Annotated in this window: 21 protein-coding genes; 20 read left to right on the top strand and 1 reads right to left on the bottom strand. The window is 38.4% G+C overall.

The window, feature by feature from the left end; translation table 11 throughout:
• The first annotated feature begins 68 nt into the window (after positions 1 to 68).
• The 7 genes from IGI37_RS12350 to IGI37_RS12320 all read left to right on the top strand — a co-directional run bounded on the left by IGI37_RS12350 (position 69) and on the right by IGI37_RS12320 (position 7,117).
• Positions 69 to 1,106, top strand: a complete 1,038-nt coding sequence (locus IGI37_RS12350; RefSeq protein ID WP_438762280.1) for a sugar-binding transcriptional regulator — start codon at positions 69 to 71, stop codon at positions 1,104 to 1,106.
• Between the two features lie 40 nt (positions 1,107 to 1,146).
• Positions 1,147 to 2,148 (top strand): type I glyceraldehyde-3-phosphate dehydrogenase, encoded by a 1,002-nt coding sequence (gap, locus tag IGI37_RS12345; RefSeq protein ID WP_086329496.1) that lies wholly within the window; start codon positions 1,147 to 1,149, stop codon positions 2,146 to 2,148.
• A 113-nt stretch (positions 2,149 to 2,261) separates the two neighbouring features.
• Positions 2,262 to 3,452, top strand: a complete 1,191-nt coding sequence (locus IGI37_RS12340; RefSeq protein ID WP_438762279.1) for a phosphoglycerate kinase — start codon at positions 2,262 to 2,264, stop codon at positions 3,450 to 3,452.
• Between the two features lie 65 nt (positions 3,453 to 3,517).
• Entirely contained in the window at positions 3,518 to 4,273 is a 756-nt protein-coding gene (tpiA, locus tag IGI37_RS12335) for a triose-phosphate isomerase (RefSeq protein ID WP_438762278.1), read from the top strand.
• Between the two features lie 125 nt (positions 4,274 to 4,398).
• Complete coding sequence (gene eno, locus IGI37_RS12330; RefSeq protein WP_438762277.1) at positions 4,399 to 5,697, top strand: phosphopyruvate hydratase; 1,299 nt, start codon at positions 4,399 to 4,401, stop codon at positions 5,695 to 5,697.
• A 401-nt stretch (positions 5,698 to 6,098) separates the two neighbouring features.
• Positions 6,099 to 6,743, top strand: a complete 645-nt coding sequence (locus tag IGI37_RS12325; protein WP_438762276.1) for a hypothetical protein — start codon at positions 6,099 to 6,101, stop codon at positions 6,741 to 6,743.
• Positions 6,744 to 6,766: 23 nt separating this feature from the next.
• The gene (locus tag IGI37_RS12320) at positions 6,767 to 7,117 is read left to right on the top strand and encodes a ribonuclease E inhibitor RraB (protein ID WP_438762275.1); all 351 of its coding nucleotides are present in this window, start codon (positions 6,767 to 6,769) and stop codon (positions 7,115 to 7,117) included.
• 11 nt (positions 7,118 to 7,128) lie between these two features.
• On the opposite strand, the gene IGI37_RS12315 is transcribed toward IGI37_RS12320, so the two are convergent.
• Entirely contained in the window at positions 7,129 to 7,416 is a 288-nt protein-coding gene (locus IGI37_RS12315) for a hypothetical protein (protein ID WP_438762274.1), read from the bottom strand.
• Positions 7,417 to 7,798: 382 nt separating this feature from the next.
• Here IGI37_RS12315 and IGI37_RS12310 point away from each other — a divergent pair, with 382 nt between their 5' ends.
• The 13 genes from IGI37_RS12310 (at position 7,799) to IGI37_RS12250 (ending at position 19,255) form a co-directional block, all read left to right on the top strand.
• The gene (locus IGI37_RS12310; protein WP_438759380.1) at positions 7,799 to 9,289 is read left to right on the top strand and encodes an IS1182 family transposase; all 1,491 of its coding nucleotides are present in this window, start codon (positions 7,799 to 7,801) and stop codon (positions 9,287 to 9,289) included.
• Between the two features lie 261 nt (positions 9,290 to 9,550).
• Positions 9,551 to 9,823, top strand: coding sequence for a (4Fe-4S)-binding protein (locus IGI37_RS12305; RefSeq protein ID WP_438762273.1), 273 nt, complete (start codon positions 9,551 to 9,553; stop codon positions 9,821 to 9,823).
• Positions 9,824 to 9,825: 2 nt separating this feature from the next.
• Positions 9,826 to 10,101: a GNAT family N-acetyltransferase gene (locus IGI37_RS12300; protein ID WP_438762272.1), complete on the top strand. Its 276-nt coding sequence runs from the start codon at positions 9,826 to 9,828 to the stop codon at positions 10,099 to 10,101.
• Positions 10,102 to 10,272: 171 nt separating this feature from the next.
• Positions 10,273 to 10,509 (top strand): preprotein translocase subunit SecG, encoded by a 237-nt coding sequence (gene secG, locus IGI37_RS12295; RefSeq protein ID WP_438763648.1) that lies wholly within the window; start codon positions 10,273 to 10,275, stop codon positions 10,507 to 10,509.
• Between the two features lie 127 nt (positions 10,510 to 10,636).
• A complete protein-coding gene (locus tag IGI37_RS12290) occupies positions 10,637 to 11,404 on the top strand; it encodes an alpha/beta hydrolase (RefSeq protein ID WP_438762271.1) in 768 nt (255 codons plus the stop codon).
• Positions 11,401 to 13,773: a ribonuclease R gene (rnr, locus tag IGI37_RS12285; protein WP_438762270.1), complete on the top strand. Its 2,373-nt coding sequence runs from the start codon at positions 11,401 to 11,403 to the stop codon at positions 13,771 to 13,773. Before IGI37_RS12290 ends, rnr begins: the two co-directional genes overlap by 4 nt.
• A 15-nt stretch (positions 13,774 to 13,788) precedes the next feature.
• Entirely contained in the window at positions 13,789 to 14,253 is a 465-nt protein-coding gene (gene smpB, locus IGI37_RS12280; protein WP_438762269.1) for an SsrA-binding protein SmpB, read from the top strand.
• A 332-nt stretch (positions 14,254 to 14,585) separates the two neighbouring features.
• Positions 14,586 to 15,308 carry a F0F1 ATP synthase subunit A gene (gene atpB, locus IGI37_RS12275; protein WP_438762268.1) on the top strand — a complete coding sequence of 241 codons (723 nt, stop codon included), beginning with the start codon at positions 14,586 to 14,588 and terminating at the stop codon, positions 15,306 to 15,308.
• Positions 15,309 to 15,345: 37 nt separating this feature from the next.
• Positions 15,346 to 15,558: an ATP synthase F0 subunit C gene (gene atpE / locus IGI37_RS12270; protein ID WP_438762267.1), complete on the top strand. Its 213-nt coding sequence runs from the start codon at positions 15,346 to 15,348 to the stop codon at positions 15,556 to 15,558.
• Between the two features lie 124 nt (positions 15,559 to 15,682).
• Positions 15,683 to 16,210, top strand: coding sequence for a F0F1 ATP synthase subunit B (atpF, locus tag IGI37_RS12265; protein ID WP_438762266.1), 528 nt, complete (start codon positions 15,683 to 15,685; stop codon positions 16,208 to 16,210).
• Positions 16,197 to 16,739, top strand: a complete 543-nt coding sequence (gene atpH / locus IGI37_RS12260; RefSeq protein ID WP_438762265.1) for an ATP synthase F1 subunit delta — start codon at positions 16,197 to 16,199, stop codon at positions 16,737 to 16,739. Before atpF ends, atpH begins: the two co-directional genes overlap by 14 nt.
• 30 nt (positions 16,740 to 16,769) lie before the next feature.
• On the top strand, positions 16,770 to 18,326 hold the full coding sequence (gene atpA / locus IGI37_RS12255; protein WP_438762264.1) for a F0F1 ATP synthase subunit alpha: 1,557 nt from the start codon (positions 16,770 to 16,772) through the stop codon (positions 18,324 to 18,326).
• A 17-nt stretch (positions 18,327 to 18,343) separates the two neighbouring features.
• Positions 18,344 to 19,255, top strand: a complete 912-nt coding sequence (locus IGI37_RS12250; RefSeq protein WP_438762263.1) for a F0F1 ATP synthase subunit gamma — start codon at positions 18,344 to 18,346, stop codon at positions 19,253 to 19,255.
• Position 19,256 lies beyond the last annotated feature (1 nt).

The following is a 19,256-nucleotide window of genomic DNA, read 5'->3' as shown; positions in this document are numbered from 1 at the left end:
TTTTTTTAGCGTATATGGGTCGTTTTAAGTCTATCTTGGACAAAAAATGTCCAACCAAGGAGTTTTCTATGATTAATGAATTGAAAATGATCGAAGCGATTGCTCCAGATGTAATGGATGTACTTCAAGAAAGATTCCAAATTTTGCGAAACATCTATTGGATGCAACCGATAGGCAGACGTAGTTTGGCAGAAAGTATGGGAATGACTGAACGTGTTCTTCGTACAGAAACAGACATGCTAAAAAATCTACAATTGATTGGTACTTCAAAAAGCGGGATGACCCTCACCAATAAAGGAGAGAGCATTTACCAAGACTTAGAGAAGATTATGAATCAGTTACTTGGTGTGAACCAAATTGAGAAACAACTAGCTGAGTATTTCGGTATTAAGCGATGCGTGGTCGTAGCTGGTAACAGTGACGAACAAGTAAAAGTTGTGGATGAGTTTGGGGAAGCTTTGAACGAAGCACTGATGTTGTTGCTTCCAGAAACGCAAAACACCATCGCCGTCATGGGCGGAACAACCATGGCAACTGTCGCTGAACATTTAACAAATTTGGAGACAGAAAAACGACATAATCTTTTCGTTCCTGCAAGAGGAGGAATCGGGGAGGCCGTGACTGTTCAAGCCAATTCGATTAGTGCAATGATGGCAACAAAAGCCAAGGGAAGCTATCGAACGTTATATGTACCTGAGCAGTTGAGCCTAGCAACCTATAATTCTCTGATGCAAGAGCCCTCAATTCACGAGGTCTTAGACTTGATTAGTCAAGCAAATTGTGTTATTCATAGTATTGGAAGAGCCTTACACATGGCGGCTCGCCGAAAGATGGCTGAGGAAGAATTGCTGATGTTAAAGCAAAAAAACGCAGTCGCTGAATCTTTTGGATATTTCTTTGATGAAATGGGAAAAGTCGTGTATAAAGTACCTCGGATTGGCTTAGAATTAAAAGACATCCAGGATATTCCAGTCGTCATTGCGATTGCGGGAGGACATTCAAAAGCAAAAGCAATTAACGCCTATATGAAAAATGCACCTGAACAAACGTGGCTGATTACAGATGAAGCCGCAGCAAAAGTGATTTTAAAAGGGGTAACCCTTTAAAATAAATATTTTTTTGATTTTCATAAGGAGGAAATCTTAAATGACAGTTAAAGTAGGTATTAATGGATTTGGACGTATCGGACGCTTAGCATTCCGTCGTATCCAAGATGTAGCAGGAATCGAAGTAGTTGCAATCAATGACTTAACAGATGCTAAAATGTTAGCACACTTGTTAAAATATGATACAACTCAAGGACGTTTCAACGGGACTGTTGAAGTTCACGAAGGTTCATTCAACGTAAATGGTAAAGAAGTTAAAGTTCTTGCTAACCGCAACCCTGAAGAATTACCTTGGGGCGAATTAGGAGTAGACATCGTATTAGAATGTACTGGTTTCTTCACTTCTAAAGAAAAAGCTGAATTGCACTTAAAAGCTGGTGCTAAACGTGTAGTTATCTCTGCTCCTGGTGGAAATGACGTTCCAACAATCGTTTATAACACTAACCATGACATTTTAACAGGTAAAGAAACAGTTATCTCTGGTGCTTCATGTACGACTAACTGTTTAGCTCCTATGGCTAAAGCTTTGCAAGATAACTTTGGTGTTGTTGAAGGTCTTATGACTACAATCCACGCTTACACAGGTGACCAAATGACTCTTGATGGACCTCACCCTGGTGGAGACTTCCGTCGTGCACGTGCTGCTGCAGAAAACATCGTTCCTAACACAACTGGTGCTGCTAAAGCAATCGGTCTAGTTATCCCTGAATTAAATGGTAAATTAGACGGAGCTGCTCAACGTGTTCCTGTTGCAACTGGTTCATTAACTGAATTAGTAACAGTTCTTGACAAAAATGTAACTGTTGAAGAAGTAAACGAAGTTATGGCTAAAGCTGCTAACGAATCTTACGGATACAACGAAGATCAAATCGTATCTTCTGATATCGTAGGTATGACTTTCGGTTCATTATTCGATGCTACTCAAACAAAAGTAATGACAGTTGGCGACAAACAATTAGTGAAAACTGTTGCTTGGTATGACAACGAAATGTCTTACACTGCACAATTAGTTCGTACTTTAGAATACTTCGCAAATCTTTAAGATTTATTCGACTGATAAGTGTAAAAGATAAACACTGTACAATCTAAAAGCGGGGAAGCGACGCGCTTCTCCGCTTTTTTTGACAAAAAATTTACATTGGAGGCAATCCTTTCATGGCTAAAAAGACTGTAAAAGATATCGAATTAAAAGATAAAAAAGTACTTGTCCGTGTTGACTTTAACGTGCCGTTAAAAGATGGCGTAATTACTGATGATACACGTATTAAAGCAGCTTTACCTACAATCAACTATGTGTTGGAACAAGGTGGTAAAGCGATTCTATTTTCACACTTAGGTCGTGTGAAAACAGAAGAAGACAAAGCTGGTAAATCTTTAGCTCCAGTAGCTAAACGTTTAGGCGAGTTATTAGGTAAAGAAGTAACTTTTGTTCCTGAAACACGTGGTGCAAAATTAGAAGAAGCAATCAATACTATGAACGATGGCGATGTTGTTGTGTTTGAAAACACTCGTTTTGAAGATGTTGATGGCAAAAAAGAAAGCAAAAATGATGCTGACCTAGGTAAATACTGGGCTTCATTAGGCGACGTGTTTGTGAATGATGCATTCGGTACAGCTCACCGTGCACATGCTTCAAACGTGGGTATTGCTTCTACTGGTATCCCAACAGTTGCTGGCTTCTTAATGGAAAAAGAAATTAAATTTATCGGTGAAGCAGTTGAAGAACCAAAACGTCCGATGATCGCTATCTTAGGTGGCGCAAAAGTTTCTGATAAAATCGGTGTTATCGAAAACCTAATTCCAAAAGCTGATAAAATCCTTATCGGTGGTGGAATGACTTATACATTCTACAAAGCTAAAGGAATGGAAATCGGAAATTCTCTAGTGGAAGCAGATAAAGTAGAATTAGCAAAATCATTAATTGAAAAAGCAGGCGATAAACTGATTTTACCTGTAGACTCAATTACGGCTGCTGAATTCTCTAATGATGTTCCTACTGAAGTGCACGTTGGCGATGTTCCAGCAGGTCAAATGGGCTTAGATATTGGACCTGAAACAATTGCTTTATTTGCTGAAACATTAAAAGGTGCAAAAACAGTTGTTTGGAATGGTCCAATGGGCGTATTCGAAATGAGTAACTTTGCACGCGGAACAATTGGCGTTTGTGAAGCAATTGCTAATCTTGAAGGTGCAACAACAATTATTGGTGGTGGCGATTCTGCTGCTGCTGCAGAACAATTAGGTTTTGCTTCTAAATTCACACACATCTCAACGGGTGGCGGTGCAAGTTTAGAATTACTAGAAGGTAAAGAATTACCTGGTTTGGCTGCAATTAACGATAAATAATTATGAGAGGCTGTGGTCGTAAGTTTTCGACCATAGACTCTTCAACTATGAGGAGTGAATCATTCATGCGTAAACCAATTATCGCTGGTAACTGGAAAATGAATAAAACTGCTTCTGAAGCAAAAGCCTTTGCTGAAGCAGTAAAAACTAAAATTCCTGGAAATGATAAAGTAGATTCAGTAATTGGATCTCCAGCATTATTTTTACAAGAATTAGTTGAATCTGCAAAAGGAACTGAATTAAAAATTTCAGCTCAAAACTGCTACTGGGAAAACTCAGGAGCATTCACTGGAGAGGTTTCTCCAGCAGCTCTTTCTGACTTGGGTGTTGACTATGTAATTATTGGTCACTCTGAACGTCGTGAATATTTCCATGAAACAGATGCAGATATTAACAAAAAAGCAAAAGCTATTTTTGCAAACGGCATGATTCCAATCTTCTGTTGTGGTGAATCTTTAGAAACTTATGAAGCAGGGAAAACAGCTGAATGGATTGAAAGTCAAATCACTAACGGATTGGTTGATTTATCTGACGGTCAAGTTTCTTCAATGGTTATCGCTTATGAACCAATCTGGGCAATCGGAACTGGTAAATCTGCAGATGCAACAATTGCTGATGAAATCTGTGGCGTTGTTCGTTCAACTGTTGAAAAATTATACGGAAAAGAAGTTTCAGAAGCTGTTCGTATCCAATACGGTGGTTCTGTAAAACCAGAAAACATTGCTGAATACATGGCAAAAGAAAACGTTGATGGTGCTTTAGTCGGCGGAGCTAGCTTAGAAGCTGACTCATTCTTAGCTTTATTAGATGCTGTAAAATAGTTTCTTTTTGAAAAACTTATGAAAATAAGCAAGAAACATTTGCACTCTGGTTTAAAATTAACTAAAATTGTTCATAAGGGGAGAAATCCCTTAGGATAAATACAAACTCAAAGGAGAGACAAAACATGTCAATTATTACTGATGTTTACGCTCGCGAAGTCTTAGACTCACGCGGTAACCCAACAATCGAAGTAGAAGTATACACTGAAAGCGGTGCTTTTGGTCGCGGAATGGTTCCTTCAGGAGCTTCAACTGGTGAATATGAAGCTGTTGAATTACGTGATGGAGACAAAAGCCGTTACTTAGGTAAAGGTGTTACTAAAGCTGTAGATAACGTTAATAACATTATTGCAGAAGCTATCATTGGTTACGACGTTACTGACCAAATGGGCATCGATAAAGCAATGATCGAATTAGATGGCACTCCTAACAAAGGTAAATTAGGTGCGAACGCTATTCTTGGTGTTTCTATTGCAGCAGCTCGTGCAGCAGCAGACTTCCTTGAATTACCTTTATACCACTACTTAGGCGGATTTAATACAAAAGTATTACCAACTCCAATGATGAACATCATCAACGGTGGTTCACATGCTGATAACAGTATTGACTTCCAAGAATTCATGATTATGCCTGTAGGAGCTCCTACATTCAAAGAAGCTCTACGCATGGGTGCAGAAGTGTTCCACGCATTAGCAGCTATCTTGAAATCTAAAGGTTTAGCTACTTCAGTTGGTGACGAAGGTGGATTCGCTCCAAACTTAGGCTCTAACGAAGAAGGTTTTGAAGTAATCATCGAAGCAATCGAAAAAGCTGGCTATGTACCTGGTAAAGACGTTGTTCTTGCTATGGATGCTGCTTCTTCTGAATTCTACGATAAAGAAAAAGGTGTTTACGTATTAGCTGATTCTGGCGAAGGCGAAAAAACAACTGAAGAAATGATCGCATTCTACGAAGAATTAGTTGCTAAATACCCAATCATCTCTATTGAAGATGGTTTAGATGAAAACGACTGGGACGGATTCAAGAAATTGACTGAAGTTTTAGGCGATAAAGTTCAATTAGTTGGTGACGATTTATTCGTAACAAACACAACTAAATTAGCTGAAGGTATCGAAAAAGGAATTGCTAACTCAATCCTAATCAAAGTTAACCAAATCGGTACATTAACTGAAACATTTGAAGCAATCGAAATGGCGAAAGAAGCTGGCTACACTGCAGTTGTTTCTCACCGTTCTGGTGAAACAGAAGATTCTACAATTTCTGATATCGCTGTTGCAACAAATGCTGGTCAAATCAAAACTGGTTCTCTATCACGTACTGACCGTATTGCAAAATACAACCAATTATTACGTATTGAAGACCAATTAGGTGACGTTGCTCAATACAAAGGTTTGAAATCTTTCTACAACCTTAAAAATAAATAATTCGTTTGAATACGATTTTGTTCTACCCAGAACAAAAGTTGATCAGACTCAAAAAGACTCTTCTACGGGAGGGTCTTTTTTTATTTAAGTTTATGCCAAATTTGTAAAGCACCTTAAGAAATTCAGCCTCGTGTACAACTATAAATAATAGCCAGTTTATCGGGTTATCCTTTTACGCTTCAAAATAATAGTTGGCGTTTTTATTTCCCTATTTTTTAGTCAAACATTTGTTATAATAAATAGGAATCGAGTGACTAAGATAAGTGATAACATATTCAAAACAAAAATATGGACGAAAAATATGAAATGAGTTTGAGTCGAATTTTTGAGGAGAATCGATTGCAGTCACATAGTAGTTTTGGAGTATCCATAATTTATAATGCCAATAGGGAGGGCTTTAAGTGAATGAAAAAAGACGTAGCCGGCACAGGCAGTCTAGGGCAAAAATACAGATTTTGATTACGGGCTTATTGCTGATAATTATCGTTTTATTACTGGTTATAATTGGGATGAACTGGTTTCATAAACCAAATAATCGCATTTCACCTACTGCAAACACTTCCAATACTTCGCAGAAAATAGAGGGATCTTCTTCAAGTATGATAAGACAAGAAACAGCCGATTCTGAGAAATCAGAAACTGTAGAAAACACCACAGAAGAAAAGTACCCTAAGATTACTAAGGACCTGTTAAATGGCCGTTCATGGTATGAGGGTCAGTCATCAGGAATCAAGAATCAACCGAGAAGTGGGTTTAGCGAAAATACCTACCATGATCCGAAAGGGGATTCTGCAGAGTATGAAATCATTGTCGATGATCATGAAATGGAATACAAAATTATGGAGTTTAGAGTAAATGAAGTATTCAACATAAGGATTAAAACGAAAATAAGCATGAATGTACCTATGATAGATGGTACATATCGTGAACAGATTTATTATTTATACTACAAATATGATGGTACACTGATGATTGCACATGAAGACTTTTTGTCTGATGACTATGACCTAATAAGTTTTCCACTTGAGAATGTGATAAATTGGTAGCTGAGTTATTGAAAAGAGGGATTATGAATCAATATATCCGAGAAGAAACCCTGCGTTTATCGTTGAAAGAAAAACTAAGCCGACAAGAGTCCTATGGCGATGACCTCAGCCAAAAAAGACCCATTGAACATTACCTGACTTTTCAAAATAGAGTGGATTATACGTGTTTTATGCGCGTTATGTATCAACATGGCTTCACAAATACGCTGTCAGGATATAATCATCAGGAAAATAATTGGCGGGCAATCATCACACGGTCCGATTGTTTACTTTTTGATACTATCGCTCAAGTAATTCAAGAGGTCGAAACGCTTAGCGAAAAACATAACGGTGTCTATGATGGCTGGAGTTCGATAACGGTGAAAAAAAAGTGAGCATTCTGCTTCTATTTTTGGTAGAAGTCGAATGCTTTTTCATATAATTCTCTGGTTTGTTTCTCGTCCCCATAAGATAAACAGTCATCTGCATAACTTAAGGTCCAAAAAGGTTCTTCTTTAGCTAAACAATCTGGCAGATAGGTATTCCAGATGCTATACATCTTCCGGCCAAATTCATCAATTTGCAACTCATCAGAAAAATAAATTTTTTTGAGCTTCTCGAATAAGTATTGACCAAATAATGCCCCATTTAGCGCCTCCTGCCGTTTGTAGATGATTTTATGAATACGCTGCATGTATCCTGAGAGAGGGACTCTAGCTCCAATAGAAGGCTATTTTCGGGATTGTTTATGAAATAAGTATCTAGCCTCGTCTGAAAGCGCACTTGTTTGACTAATTTTTCTTCGGCTAAAATAGCCAGCACTAAAAGTTCTTCCACCATATAAAAATCGCCACCTTTCGTCCATTAATTTTAGCATAGAGAAACAACTAATTCTTTAAAAATAGACGAAAAATTAAGAGTGGAGAAGGGGGGCTGCTGAAAAAGTCTCTGACAATTTTACAAAAATAAAGAAAAATAGTGGTTGAGAAAACGTCTATTTTTCTTTTTTTTTGTATAAAAAACCCATTGTATAGCCATTTATTGGTATAATAGAAGAAGTGGAAGGAGTGCTTTAAATGCTAGATAAGGGACGTCAAACGAGCTTAGAAGTAGGCATGTATTCAGGTTTATATGATATTTTGATTGAAAAGGATAATTTTTGGAGACAAATCAATGAAACGGTTGATTTTTCTTTTATTTATGCTGAAGTAAAACAAAATTATTCAGAAACAGCTGGTCGGCCAGCTGAATGCCCCATTCTCCTCTTTAAACTAATCTTATTAAAAACCTCGTATAAGCTATCAGACCGCGATTTGATTGCTCGTTTACGTACGGATATGCAAATGAAATACTTCCTAGAATATGAACCAGAAGAAACTGAATTTATGGCTCCTAGCTTACTTTCTAAGTTCCGTCACCTACGCTTGAAAAATACGAATCTATTGGACTTACTTCTCACAAAAACTGTCGAAATCGCCTTGGACAAAGGCGTAATTGAAGTGGAAAATAAATTAATTCAAGATTCTACCCACTCGAATGCCATGTTCCAACACGTTTCGCCAAGAGAAGAAATTATCAAACGAGCGAAAGAAGTAAGAAAAGCCGTGTATGCTGTTGCCCCTCAAATGAAAGAAAAAATGCCAAAGAAAAAGGAACATACGGGGATCCTTGAAGACACCCTCCACTATGCAAATGAAGTGATAAAAGTGATTGAAACAGAGGGTGGTTTTGATAACTGCACAGCCGTGATGGAGCGAATGAATTACTTAAAAGAAGGCATCGAAGAAACAGAGGGAGCGTTTGAATTTTCTAAAGATCAAGAGGCAAAAGTTGGGCATAAGACGGCGGACACCGCTTTTTTTGGCTACAAAACACACCTTGCTTTAACTCCTGAACGAATCGTTACAGCCGCGACGATTACCAGTGGCGAAAAACCTGACGGCAAAGAAATGAAGACACTCGTCGAAAAAAGCCAACATGCAGGGATTGAAGTCAAGGCAATTATTGGAGATGGTGCGTATTCAGAGACGGATAATTTGAATTACGCAAAAGCAAACGGAATGAAACTAGTATCGAAGTTAAGTAAGTCAGTCACTCATGGGAATGGAAAAAACAAGGATAAATTCGCGTACAATAAAGATGCAGAAATGTATGTTTGCCTAGCAGGACACATGGCAATTAAAAAGAGAAAGTCAGGAAGTAAATGCGATAAAAAGGGAGTAGACTCGCGTGTAGAGGCCTATTTCTTTGACGTGGAAAAATGCAAAAGATGTCCGTTTCGCGAGGGTTGTTATACTGATGGAGCGAAAACAAAAACTTTCTCAGTAAAAATAAAGTCAGATACACATATCGCTCATATGGATTATATGGAAACCGAAGAATTTAAAGAGCTTTATAAAGAGCGGTATAAAATAGAGGCTAAGAATGCGGAGTTGAAAGGTCGATACAATTATGGAACCGCACAAAGCTGTGGTCTATTAGGGATGACCATCCAAGGGGCGAGTACGCTGTTTTTAGCTAATATGAAACGAATTATCAAGTTAGAAAAGGAAAATACGGGGAAATAGAGGGTAGATTCCCTTTATTATTATGAAAATACACAAAAAACAGTGAAATTCTTTTTTTTTGAAGAATTCCACTGTTTTTTTGTGAGTGTTTTTCAGCAGCCTCTGGAGAAGGTGTCCTCCCTTTTCTCGTTTCCTTCTACAGATGCCGCGACACATCTAACCATCCATTCAAATGATCAGCTCGCCGTGTGCAAATAGTTGTGGTTTTAACAATTACTTGCTAGAATTAGTTAACATTTATAAAAAAGGGGCGTATTAAAAATGGATGGAAGCAAGTTAGGTAATCAGACCGCAACCGAAGAAGCTTTAGTTGCGAATGGTTATCGGAAGTATACTGGAAAAGAAATTGATATTTTTTATAACAAAGAGGTTTGTATTCATGCAGGGAAGTGTGTGGCTGGTAATTCAGACGTTTATGAAGTGGGGCGGCGTCCATGGATTATAGCCGATCATGCAGCACCTACAGAACACACTCAAATTATTTCGACTTGCCCAAGTGGTGCTTTGAAATATGTGAGAAAGGATGGCATCTAATCATGGAAATAAAAGAAGAAAAGAATCGTTTTGTCCTATTCAACGATGCGTCAAAAAAAATAGGGGAGATGACCTGGTCTGATGCAGGTGAAAAAATCATGATTATTGACCATACCTTTGTTGAACCAGCTTATCGTGGACAAAAACTAGCAGAGAAACTTGTTTTAGCAGGCGTTGAGAAAGCTCGCCGTGAACACAAAAAAATTGTACCATTATGTCCATTTGCCAAAAAAGAATTTAATCAAAAACCTGAATATGACGATGTTTTAAGAAAATAAACGGTCATTTTTAGCAAAAAAATAAAAATAACAGACAATGAAGTGCCTGAAATTATTTATTTCCTACGCTTCATTGTTTATTTTTAGAAAATTCCACTAGATATCTGAGTCATTCTGTGATACATTAAAATAGATGAATTTTCGTGAAAAAGGAGGTTTTATTACGTGAACTTGTATAATCTTATTTTAGGCGCTGTAATCGTCTTGTCTGTTTTATTAGTAATTGCTATTATGATGCAGCCAAGTAAACAAAATAGTGCTGCTAGTGCCTTTACTGGCGGAGCAGATCAATTATTTGGGAAACAAAAAGCACGCGGTTTTGAGGCCGTTATGCAAAGAGCCACTGCTGTGATGGGTGTGCTTTGGATAGCTTTGTTATTCGCATTAGCTTATCTTTCTTCTCGCTAAACAATTACACGGTTACTGTAGGATGATTTACTTCCTGTGGTAACCTTTTTCTTTTGCCAAAAAGATGCTCTGGCCGAAAGTTCATAAACAATCTATGGTAGAATAGGAACTGAAGAGGTGAGTCTCAATGAAACAACCAATTAATTTACCCAAGCCGCTCTTTGCACCTCACGGCAAACGAGCTGTCTTATTGCTTCATGCATACTCGGGGAGTTCAAACGATGTCCGAATGATGAGTCGTTACTTAGAAAGTGCCGACTACAGTGTGTATTCACCCATCTTTTCGGGGCACGGAACATTAGATCCATTAGATATTTTAAAGCAAGATAAAAACACATGGTGGCAAGACACTTTGCGCGCGCTATCGTTTTTAAAAGAGCAAGGCTATGCACAAATCGCTGTCTTTGGTCTTTCAATGGGCGGTATTTATGCGATGAAAGCTTTGGAGTTACAAGATCCGACAATTATTGGTGGCGGCTTATTCTGTTCGCCTATTTTTCCGGAAAATAATCATGTGTATCCAAACTTTATGTTATATGCCAAACAAGTACTAAAAGTTGCAGGTGCCACACCGGACGAGCTTCAATCAAGACTTGCAGTATTTGATCCACTGGCTAAAAATCAACTGCTAGCCATTCAAGATGTCGCACAGCAAGTATCGACTGAGTTAGCAATGATTAACGTCCCCGTCTTTTTGGCACAGGCCGGAAAAGATGAGATGATTGAGGCAACCAATGTTTTTAAAACTGCACAGGCATTAAAAAATAGTCGATATACACTTCAGTGGTACCCAAACAGTACACACGTAATCACTGTTGGACAAGATCGACGACAATTACAGCAAGACGTATTGAATTATCTAAACGACTTGCCTTGGAATGAGGAAAAAGAATGAATCAAGAACTAATACAAAAGAAATTATTGTTCTATATGGAAACCAGTCAAAAAAAGACGTTTTCGATGGAACAAATTGCAGAGGCACTAGGTCTTCAAAAAAGTGCAGACTTTAAGAGCCTCGTTCAAACCGTTGCCGCAATGGAGCGGTCTGGACAAATTGAATTTAATAAAAAAGGCAAAATCAAACTGCCTTTTTCGCCAGCTTTAGTTGAAGGAACCTTCCGCGCAAATGAACGGGGATTTGGGTTTGTGACGATTGATCCTGAAGAAGGGGATATCTATATCCCCAAAGAAGCAACTGGTTTTGCGATGGACGGAGATACAGTGGCGATTGATATTTTAAAAACCTCTGACCCGTTTTCAGACAAAGGGGCAGAAGGAAAAGTTGTCGAAGTTCGACAACGGAAGCTTACCCAAATTGCTGGGGAGTTTGTCGCCTACACAGCCGACGAAACTGCTGAAACAGATTTATATGGCGTTGTTTTGCCGAAAGATAAAAAGTTAGGAAACTTCAAGGTGTATGCCATAGCAGAAGGCGTCCGTCCTGTAGATGGTAGCATTGTTCTAATTGAAATTACCCATTATCCAGAGCCAGGCTACTCAACAAGTCTAGAAGGAATTATCAAACAAGTGATTGGTCATAAAAATGATCCCGGAATGGATATTTTATCGGTGATTGTCGCTAATGGGATTCCAACAAGCTTTCCAGATGATGTGCTTTCAGAGGCCGATAACGTCCCTGATGAGATTGAGGAAGCTGACTTAGCTGGCCGTAGAGATTTACGCGATCAATTGATTGTTACAATCGACGGGGCAGATGCCAAGGACTTGGATGATGCTGTGACCGTGAAAAGATTACCAAATGGCAATTATTTCCTTGGTGTGCATATCGCTGACGTTTCTTATTATGTGACAGAAAAAAGTCAGTTGAACCGTGAAGCTTTTGAGCGTGGGACCAGTGTCTATTTAACGGACCGGGTAATTCCGATGATTCCTCAAAGACTCTCAAACGGCATCTGCTCATTAAATCCCAAAGTACCTCGTTTAACCATGAGCTGTGAGATGGAGATTGATTCACTAGGAAACATTGTCCAACATGAGATTTTTCAAAGTGTGATTCAAACAACCGAACGAATGACGTATACGGCTGTCAATGAGATTTTGGAAGAACAGAATCCAGAAACAATCTCACGATACGAAGCATTAGTCCCGATGTTTAGAGAGATGGGGCAACTCCATCAAATTTTGGAAGCAATGCGAATTAGACGGGGGGCGGTTTCATTTGAAGATCGCGAAGCCAAGATTTTGGTTGATCCTGAGGGCCATCCAGTGGACATTCTATTAAGAAGTCGAGGAATTGGTGAGCGTTTAATCGAATCCTTTATGCTCGCTGCAAATGAAACCGTTGCTGAGCATTTTACGCGCCAAAAGCTCCCTTTTATCTATCGTATCCATGAACAACCAAAAGAGGAAAAGATGCAACGTTTCTTTGATTTTGCTGCAGCTCTAGGAATCGTTGTACGCGGAACAAAAGGAACGATTACGCCTAAAGACTTGCAAAAGGTCGTTGAAGAGGTTGAAGGCAAACCAGAATCGGCTGTTATTAACACCATGCTTTTACGTAGTATGCAACAAGCAAAATACTCTGAAACCAATTATGGACATTACGGCTTAGCAGCTGAGTACTACACTCATTTTACTTCACCCATCCGTCGATACCCAGACTTGATTGTTCACCGTTTAATTCGTTCGTATGGCATGGATAAAAGCGAAACAATGCAAGATAAGTGGGCAGAAGCTCTGCCAGAGATTGCCGAGCATAGCTCTCGAATGGAACGTCGTGCAGTAGAGGCAGAACGAGAAGTTGATTCACTGAAAAAAGCAGAATTTATGGCGGATAAGGTTGGGGAAGAGTTCGATGGTATTATCAGCTCTGTTGTCAAGTTTGGTCTGTTTATTGAGCTGCCCAATACCGTTGAAGGTTTGATTCATATTAATGAGTTAAAACAAGACTATTTCCACTTCTTAGAAAATCATTTAGCTTTGGTGGGTGAACGAACGGGAATGACCTTCAAAATTGGTCAAAAGGTTCGAATTAAAGTCGTCAAATCAGATCCCGAAACACGAGAAATCGACTTTGAATTGTTAGAAGCTGAAGAAATTGCCAAACTTCAAGCACCGAAAAAAGAAAAACGCCGAAAACCGACAGATGAATACCGCTCACACAAATCCAAACAAAAAACAGAAGGGCCGTCTTACCGAAATAAGAAAAAACAAAAAGGTAACGGGAAATCATCGGGTACTGGTAAAGGAAAGAAACCATTTTATAAAGGAATTGCCAAAAAAGGCAAGAAAAAGAAAAAATAGCTAGGAGAGACTTTTATGCCTAAAGGAGAAGGGAAATTAATTGCCCAAAATAAAAAGGCACGCCATGATTATGCCGTGCTGGATACGATGGAAGCTGGAATGGTCCTCCAAGGGACTGAGATTAAGTCAATTAGAAATTCACGAATAAATCTAAAAGATGGATTTGTTCGTGTCCGTAATGGCGAGGCCTTTTTATACAATGTCCATATCAGTCCTTATGAACAAGGAAACATCTTTAATCACGATCCGTTGCGAACACGCAAACTGTTGCTTCACAAAAAACAAATTGCGCGACTAATAGGAGAAAGTAAGACTACAGGGATTACAATTGTTCCATTAAAAGTCTATATTCGCGATGGGTACGCGAAGGTTTTAATCGGAATTGCTAAAGGGAAAAAACAATACGACAAGCGTGAAGACCTAAAACGAAAAGACGTAGATCGACAAATTAGTCGTACTTTAAAAAATTATTCTAGATAGGGTAAATATACTTTTTCACATATTCAATAGATTTTCTTTTACTATTTACGAAAGTTTGATAGCATTACACTATCTAGGAAACAATTCATGAATTTTGGGCGCTTATTTTTTGTCACTCTTATATAGGAAGAAACTCATATTTTGACAAATAATTTATTAGGAAAATTCTTCTTTTTTAGTCAAAGTGAAAAAAATGTCTATTTTTCATGAAAATGCTTTGAAATTTCTGATTCATGGTGGTATGATACCCAATGTCATCATATATTTGTAACGACATACCACCACTGGATCAGTATCTAGAGATGAGTTTACGGGAAAAGAGGTGAAATGAATTGGATGAAAAATCATTAACTTTTCACATTGGCCCCATTTGGTTTGATGGAACGATTTGTTTGATGGTCTTACTAACGTGCGCAATTGTTTTTTTCACCGTTTATTTTTGCACACGAAATTTGACCATGAAGCCAAAAGGAAAGCAGAATGCCATCGAATGGGCAATCGACTTTGTCAGGGGAATCATTACTGACAATATGCCAAAGAAAGAGTTGAATAATTTTCATTTATTAGCCTTTACATTATTCTTATTTGTTTTTGTATCAAATATGTTAGGTTTAGTAACGAAGATTGTCTTGCCTGGTGAGTTATCTGTTTGGAAAAGCCCAACCGCAGATCCGATAGTGACACTAACCTTAGCATTCATGGTAATCGTTCTTTCAAACTTGTATGGAGCTGCTAGATTTGGATTAAAAGGATACGTAACAAATTCCTTCTTTAAACCTGTTTCTTTCTTAGCACCAGTAAAATTTATGGAAGAATTTACCAACGTTCTGACTCTTGGTTTGCGTCTATATGGAAACATATACGCAGGCGAAGTACTTCTTACCTTAATTTCATCAAAATTAGGTGGACTAGGTGGAGGCTGGGGTATCCCGTTGGCCATCCCGCTAGAAATGATTTGGATTGGTTTTTCAATATTCATTGGTAGTATCCAAACCTTTGTTTTTGTCTCATTATCAATGGTTTACATGAGTCACAAAATTGAAGTCGAGGAATAAAATAAAAAAGCTACATTATCTTAGGAGGAAAATAATCATGCAATATATCGCAGCAGCAATCGCAATTTTCGGCGCATCAATCGGTGCAGCATATGGTAACGGACAAGTAATTTCAAAAACAATTGAGTCAATGACTCGTCAACCTGAAATGTCAGGACAATTACGTACAACAATGTTTATCGGGGTTGGTATGATTGAAGCTGTGCCAATTCTAGGGGTAGTTGTTGCTTTACTACTTATCTTTATCTAAATTTTTCAAAGAAGGCAGGACGCCGATTACTCGGGACACCGTCGCTGCTTTCTTTCTATATGTGGCGTTTCATCTCAGACTCTTTAACGAGAAACTCTGACACAGGAAGGAAGTTGAAGCATCTATGTTTAATCAATTGGTTATTGCCGAAGCACAGGGGAACTCTATGATAGGCACTATGCTAGTTGTTAGTGGTGCGTTTTTAATCCTCATACTTCTATTAAAAAAATTCGCATGGGGAGCAATCACTGATCTACTAAAACAACGTGAAGACAAAATCGCCAATGATTTAGATTCTGCTGAACAATCTCGACTATCAGCTGCTAAACTTGAACAAGAACGTCAGCAACAATTACTTGCTTCTCGTTCAGATGCAGCCGATATTCTTAAAACAGCGAAAGAAAACGGAGAAGCTAGTCGTCAAACCATCTTAAAAGATACAAAAGAAGAAGTTAGTCGCTTAAAAGAAAAAGCGCAAAACGATATTCTTTTGGAACGTGACGCAGCTTTAACATCTGTCAAAGACGATGTGGCTGATCTTTCACTACAGATTGCAGCAAAAATTCTTAAAAAAGAATTGACACCTGAATCACATGAATCTTTAATTAATCAATATATTGAAGGTCTAGGTTCAACAAATGAAACTAGATAAATACACAGTTGGTAAACGCTATGGGAAAGCCTTGTTCAACTTGGCGATGGAAGAGCAAGCAACAGAAGAGATTTACCAACAATTATTAAGTTTAAGAGACGTTTATGCAGAATTGCCTGACCTTGGGAATATCTTAAGTGATACACGTTTAGAACCTAATGAAAAACGGGCGATTATGGATAAACTAGTGTTGCATTACGAAGGAACAATCAAAAAGTTTTTAGAAGTCGTTTTTAACTATAACCGGATGGACGATTTGCTCTTAATGATTGAAGAATATGAGCATCGGTTCGGTGAACAACAAGGCTTGATTTCAGGTGTTGCAACTACAGCAGTGCCCCTTTCAGAAGAACAAAAATCAAAACTGGAAGTAAAAATCGCACAATATTTAGGTTACAAAGAGGCCAAACTTGCCAATAAGGTGGACCCATCAATTGTCGGTGGCGTCGTGGTCGAAGCGAATCACCAAGTTATAGATGGTAGCATCGGGAAACAATTAGAAACGATCACTAGACTCATTAAAAAATAAGAACAGAAATGTATTAAAGAGGTGAATCGAATGGCTATCAAAGCAGAAGAAATTAGTGCCTTGATTAAACAACAAATTGAAAATTATCAAAACGAGCTTTCTGTAGAAGAAATTGGGACAGTTACCTATGTAGGTGACGGGATTGCTCGTGCCCATGGATTAGACAACGCAATGAGTGGGGAGCTATTGGAATTCTCAAATGGCTCTTACGGCATGGCGCAAAACTTAGAATCAAATGACGTTGGGATTATTATCCTAGGTGATTTTGAAACCATTCGTGAAGGGGATAAAGTAAAACGCACAGGTAAAATTATGGAAGTTCCTGTTGGGGAAAGCCTAATTGGTCGTGTCGTGAATCCTTTAGGTCAACCAATTGATGGTTTAGGAGAAATAAAAACAGATAAGACTCGTCCAGTCGAAGCAATGGCTCCAGGAGTTATGCAGCGTAAATCAGTTAACGAACCGATGCAAACAGGCTTGAAAGCAATTGATGCACTCGTTCCTATCGGTCGTGGCCAACGTGAGTTAGTCATTGGTGATAGAAAGACTGGGAAAACATCGATTGCCATTGATACAATCATCAACCAAAAAGGGCAAGATATGATTTGTATTTATGTTGCGATTGGTCAAAAAGATTCAACCGTGCGTGCACAGGTTGAGACTCTTCGTCAATATGGTGCCCTTGACTACACAATTGTCGTTACAGCTGGTGCCTCTGAACCTGCGCCATTACTTTATATCGCACCTTATGCTGGAACTGCTATGGGTGAAGAATTCATGTACAATGGCAAACACGTTTTGATTATTTTTGATGACTTATCAAAACAAGCCGTTGCTTATCGTGAACTTTCTTTACTACTTCGCCGTCCACCAGGTCGTGAAGCTTACCCAGGGGATGTTTTCTACTTGCATTCACGTTTATTAGAACGTGCAGCCAAATTGAGTGATGAACTTGGTGGTGGTTCAATGACTGCCTTACCATTTGTTGAAACACAAGCTGGTGACATTTCTGCTTACATTCCAACAAATGTTATCTCAATTACAGATGGACAGATCTTCTTAGAAAGTGATTTATTCTATGCCGGTACAAGACCAGCCGTAGATGCAGGACTATCTGTTTCTCGTGTTGGGGGTTCTGCCCAAATTAAAGCGATGAAAAAAGTAGCTGGAACGCTTCGTCTAGATTTAGCAAGCTTCCGTGAACTTGAAGCTTTCACTCAGTTCGGTTCAGATTTGGATGCAGCTACACAAGCAAAATTAAATCGCGGCCGTCGAACAGTTGAAATTTTGAAACAAAAACTTCATGCACCATTAGCTGTTGAAAAACAAGTCGTTATCCTTTATGCATTAACTCACGGCTTCTTAGATAGCATTGCAGTGAATAAAATTTTAGAATTTGAACAATCTTTATTTGAATATATTGATGCCAATCATGCAGATTTATTCCAAACGATTCGTGAAACAAAAGACTTACCAGATGAAGAGAAGTTGAATGAAGCAATCAAGAACTATCAAGAAATTTTTGTTGCTTCTAATAGAGAAGGTTTGTCGGCAAAAGAACAGTTACAATCGATCCAAAATGCCTAATAAAGGAGTGAAAAACAATGGGCGCTTCCTTAAATGAAATTAAGCAACGGATTGCTTCGACTAAAAAAACGAGTCAAATTACGAAAGCCATGCAAATGGTTTCCGCAGCAAAATTGACGAAATCAGAAGCTTCTTCAAGAAATTTCCAAGAGTATGCTTCTAAAGTACGCTCAATTGTTACCCATTTAGTGGCTTCACAATTGGCAGATTTGGAAGAAATTACGGAAGCTACATCAAATGATGCCTTAAATTATCACAGCATGCTGTTAAAACGTCCGGTTAAGAAAACGGGCTACATCGTAATCACTTCAGATGGTGGACTTGTTGGAGGTTACAACAGCTCCATTTTGAAACAAACGATGGGCATGCTTTCTGATGATCATACTTCACAAGATGAGTACGTAATGATTGCGATTGGAGCAACAGGTGCTGATTTTTTCAAAGCTCGTGGCATCAACTTAGCTTATGAACTACGTAATCTATCTGATCAACCTAGTTTCGAAGAAGTTCGTAAAATCGTCTCAATGGCAACAACTATGTATGAAAGCGAAGTGTTTGATGAGTTATATGTTTGTTACAACCATCATATTAACTCATTAACCAGTCAGTTTCGTGTTGAAAAAATGTTACCTATCTCTGACTTGGATGCAGATGAAGCAACAACGTATGAACAAGAATACATCTTAGAACCATCTAAAGATATTATTTTGGACACGTTATTACCTCAGTATGCAGAAAGTTTGATTTATGGCGCCATTGTTGATGCAAAAACAGCAGAGCATGCTGCCGGAATGACCGCAATGAAAACTGCGACCGACAATGCACAAAATATTATTAGTGATTTAACTATTTCATATAACCGTGCTCGTCAAGGAGCAATTACTCAAGAAATTACCGAAATCGTAGCTGGAGCAGCTGCATTAGAGTAAT

It is taken from the genome of Enterococcus sp. AZ194 (assembly GCF_051713825.1).
Lineage (GTDB): Bacteria > Bacillota > Bacilli > Lactobacillales > Enterococcaceae > Enterococcus_K.
The sequence above is the reverse complement of the archived record's forward strand: the minus strand, read 5'-3'. Positions and strand labels throughout refer to the sequence as shown.

What these genes read in the sequence shown, in the direction of transcription:
- IGI37_RS12350 (WP_438762280.1), top strand. Translation starts at nt 69, where the DNA reads ATGATTAATGAATTGAAAATGATCGAAGCGATTGCTCCAGATGTAATG.
- gap (WP_086329496.1), top strand. Translation starts at nt 1,147, where the DNA reads ATGACAGTTAAAGTAGGTATTAATGGATTTGGACGTATCGGACGCTTA.
- IGI37_RS12340 (WP_438762279.1), top strand. Translation starts at nt 2,262, where the DNA reads ATGGCTAAAAAGACTGTAAAAGATATCGAATTAAAAGATAAAAAAGTA.
- tpiA (WP_438762278.1), top strand. Translation starts at nt 3,518, where the DNA reads ATGCGTAAACCAATTATCGCTGGTAACTGGAAAATGAATAAAACTGCT.
- eno (WP_438762277.1), top strand. Translation starts at nt 4,399, where the DNA reads ATGTCAATTATTACTGATGTTTACGCTCGCGAAGTCTTAGACTCACGC.
- IGI37_RS12320 (WP_438762275.1), top strand. Translation starts at nt 6,767, where the DNA reads ATGAATCAATATATCCGAGAAGAAACCCTGCGTTTATCGTTGAAAGAA.
- IGI37_RS12315 (WP_438762274.1), bottom strand. Translation starts at nt 7,416, where the DNA reads ATGCAGCGTATTCATAAAATCATCTACAAACGGCAGGAGGCGCTAAAT.
- IGI37_RS12310 (WP_438759380.1), top strand. Translation starts at nt 7,799, where the DNA reads ATGCTAGATAAGGGACGTCAAACGAGCTTAGAAGTAGGCATGTATTCA.
- IGI37_RS12305 (WP_438762273.1), top strand. Translation starts at nt 9,551, where the DNA reads ATGGATGGAAGCAAGTTAGGTAATCAGACCGCAACCGAAGAAGCTTTA.
- IGI37_RS12300 (WP_438762272.1), top strand. Translation starts at nt 9,826, where the DNA reads ATGGAAATAAAAGAAGAAAAGAATCGTTTTGTCCTATTCAACGATGCG.
- IGI37_RS12290 (WP_438762271.1), top strand. Translation starts at nt 10,637, where the DNA reads ATGAAACAACCAATTAATTTACCCAAGCCGCTCTTTGCACCTCACGGC.
- rnr (WP_438762270.1), top strand. Translation starts at nt 11,401, where the DNA reads ATGAATCAAGAACTAATACAAAAGAAATTATTGTTCTATATGGAAACC.
- smpB (WP_438762269.1), top strand. Translation starts at nt 13,789, where the DNA reads ATGCCTAAAGGAGAAGGGAAATTAATTGCCCAAAATAAAAAGGCACGC.
- atpE (WP_438762267.1), top strand. Translation starts at nt 15,346, where the DNA reads ATGCAATATATCGCAGCAGCAATCGCAATTTTCGGCGCATCAATCGGT.
- atpF (WP_438762266.1), top strand. Translation starts at nt 15,683, where the DNA reads ATGTTTAATCAATTGGTTATTGCCGAAGCACAGGGGAACTCTATGATA.
- atpH (WP_438762265.1), top strand. Translation starts at nt 16,197, where the DNA reads ATGAAACTAGATAAATACACAGTTGGTAAACGCTATGGGAAAGCCTTG.
- atpA (WP_438762264.1), top strand. Translation starts at nt 16,770, where the DNA reads ATGGCTATCAAAGCAGAAGAAATTAGTGCCTTGATTAAACAACAAATT.
- IGI37_RS12250 (WP_438762263.1), top strand. Translation starts at nt 18,344, where the DNA reads ATGGGCGCTTCCTTAAATGAAATTAAGCAACGGATTGCTTCGACTAAA.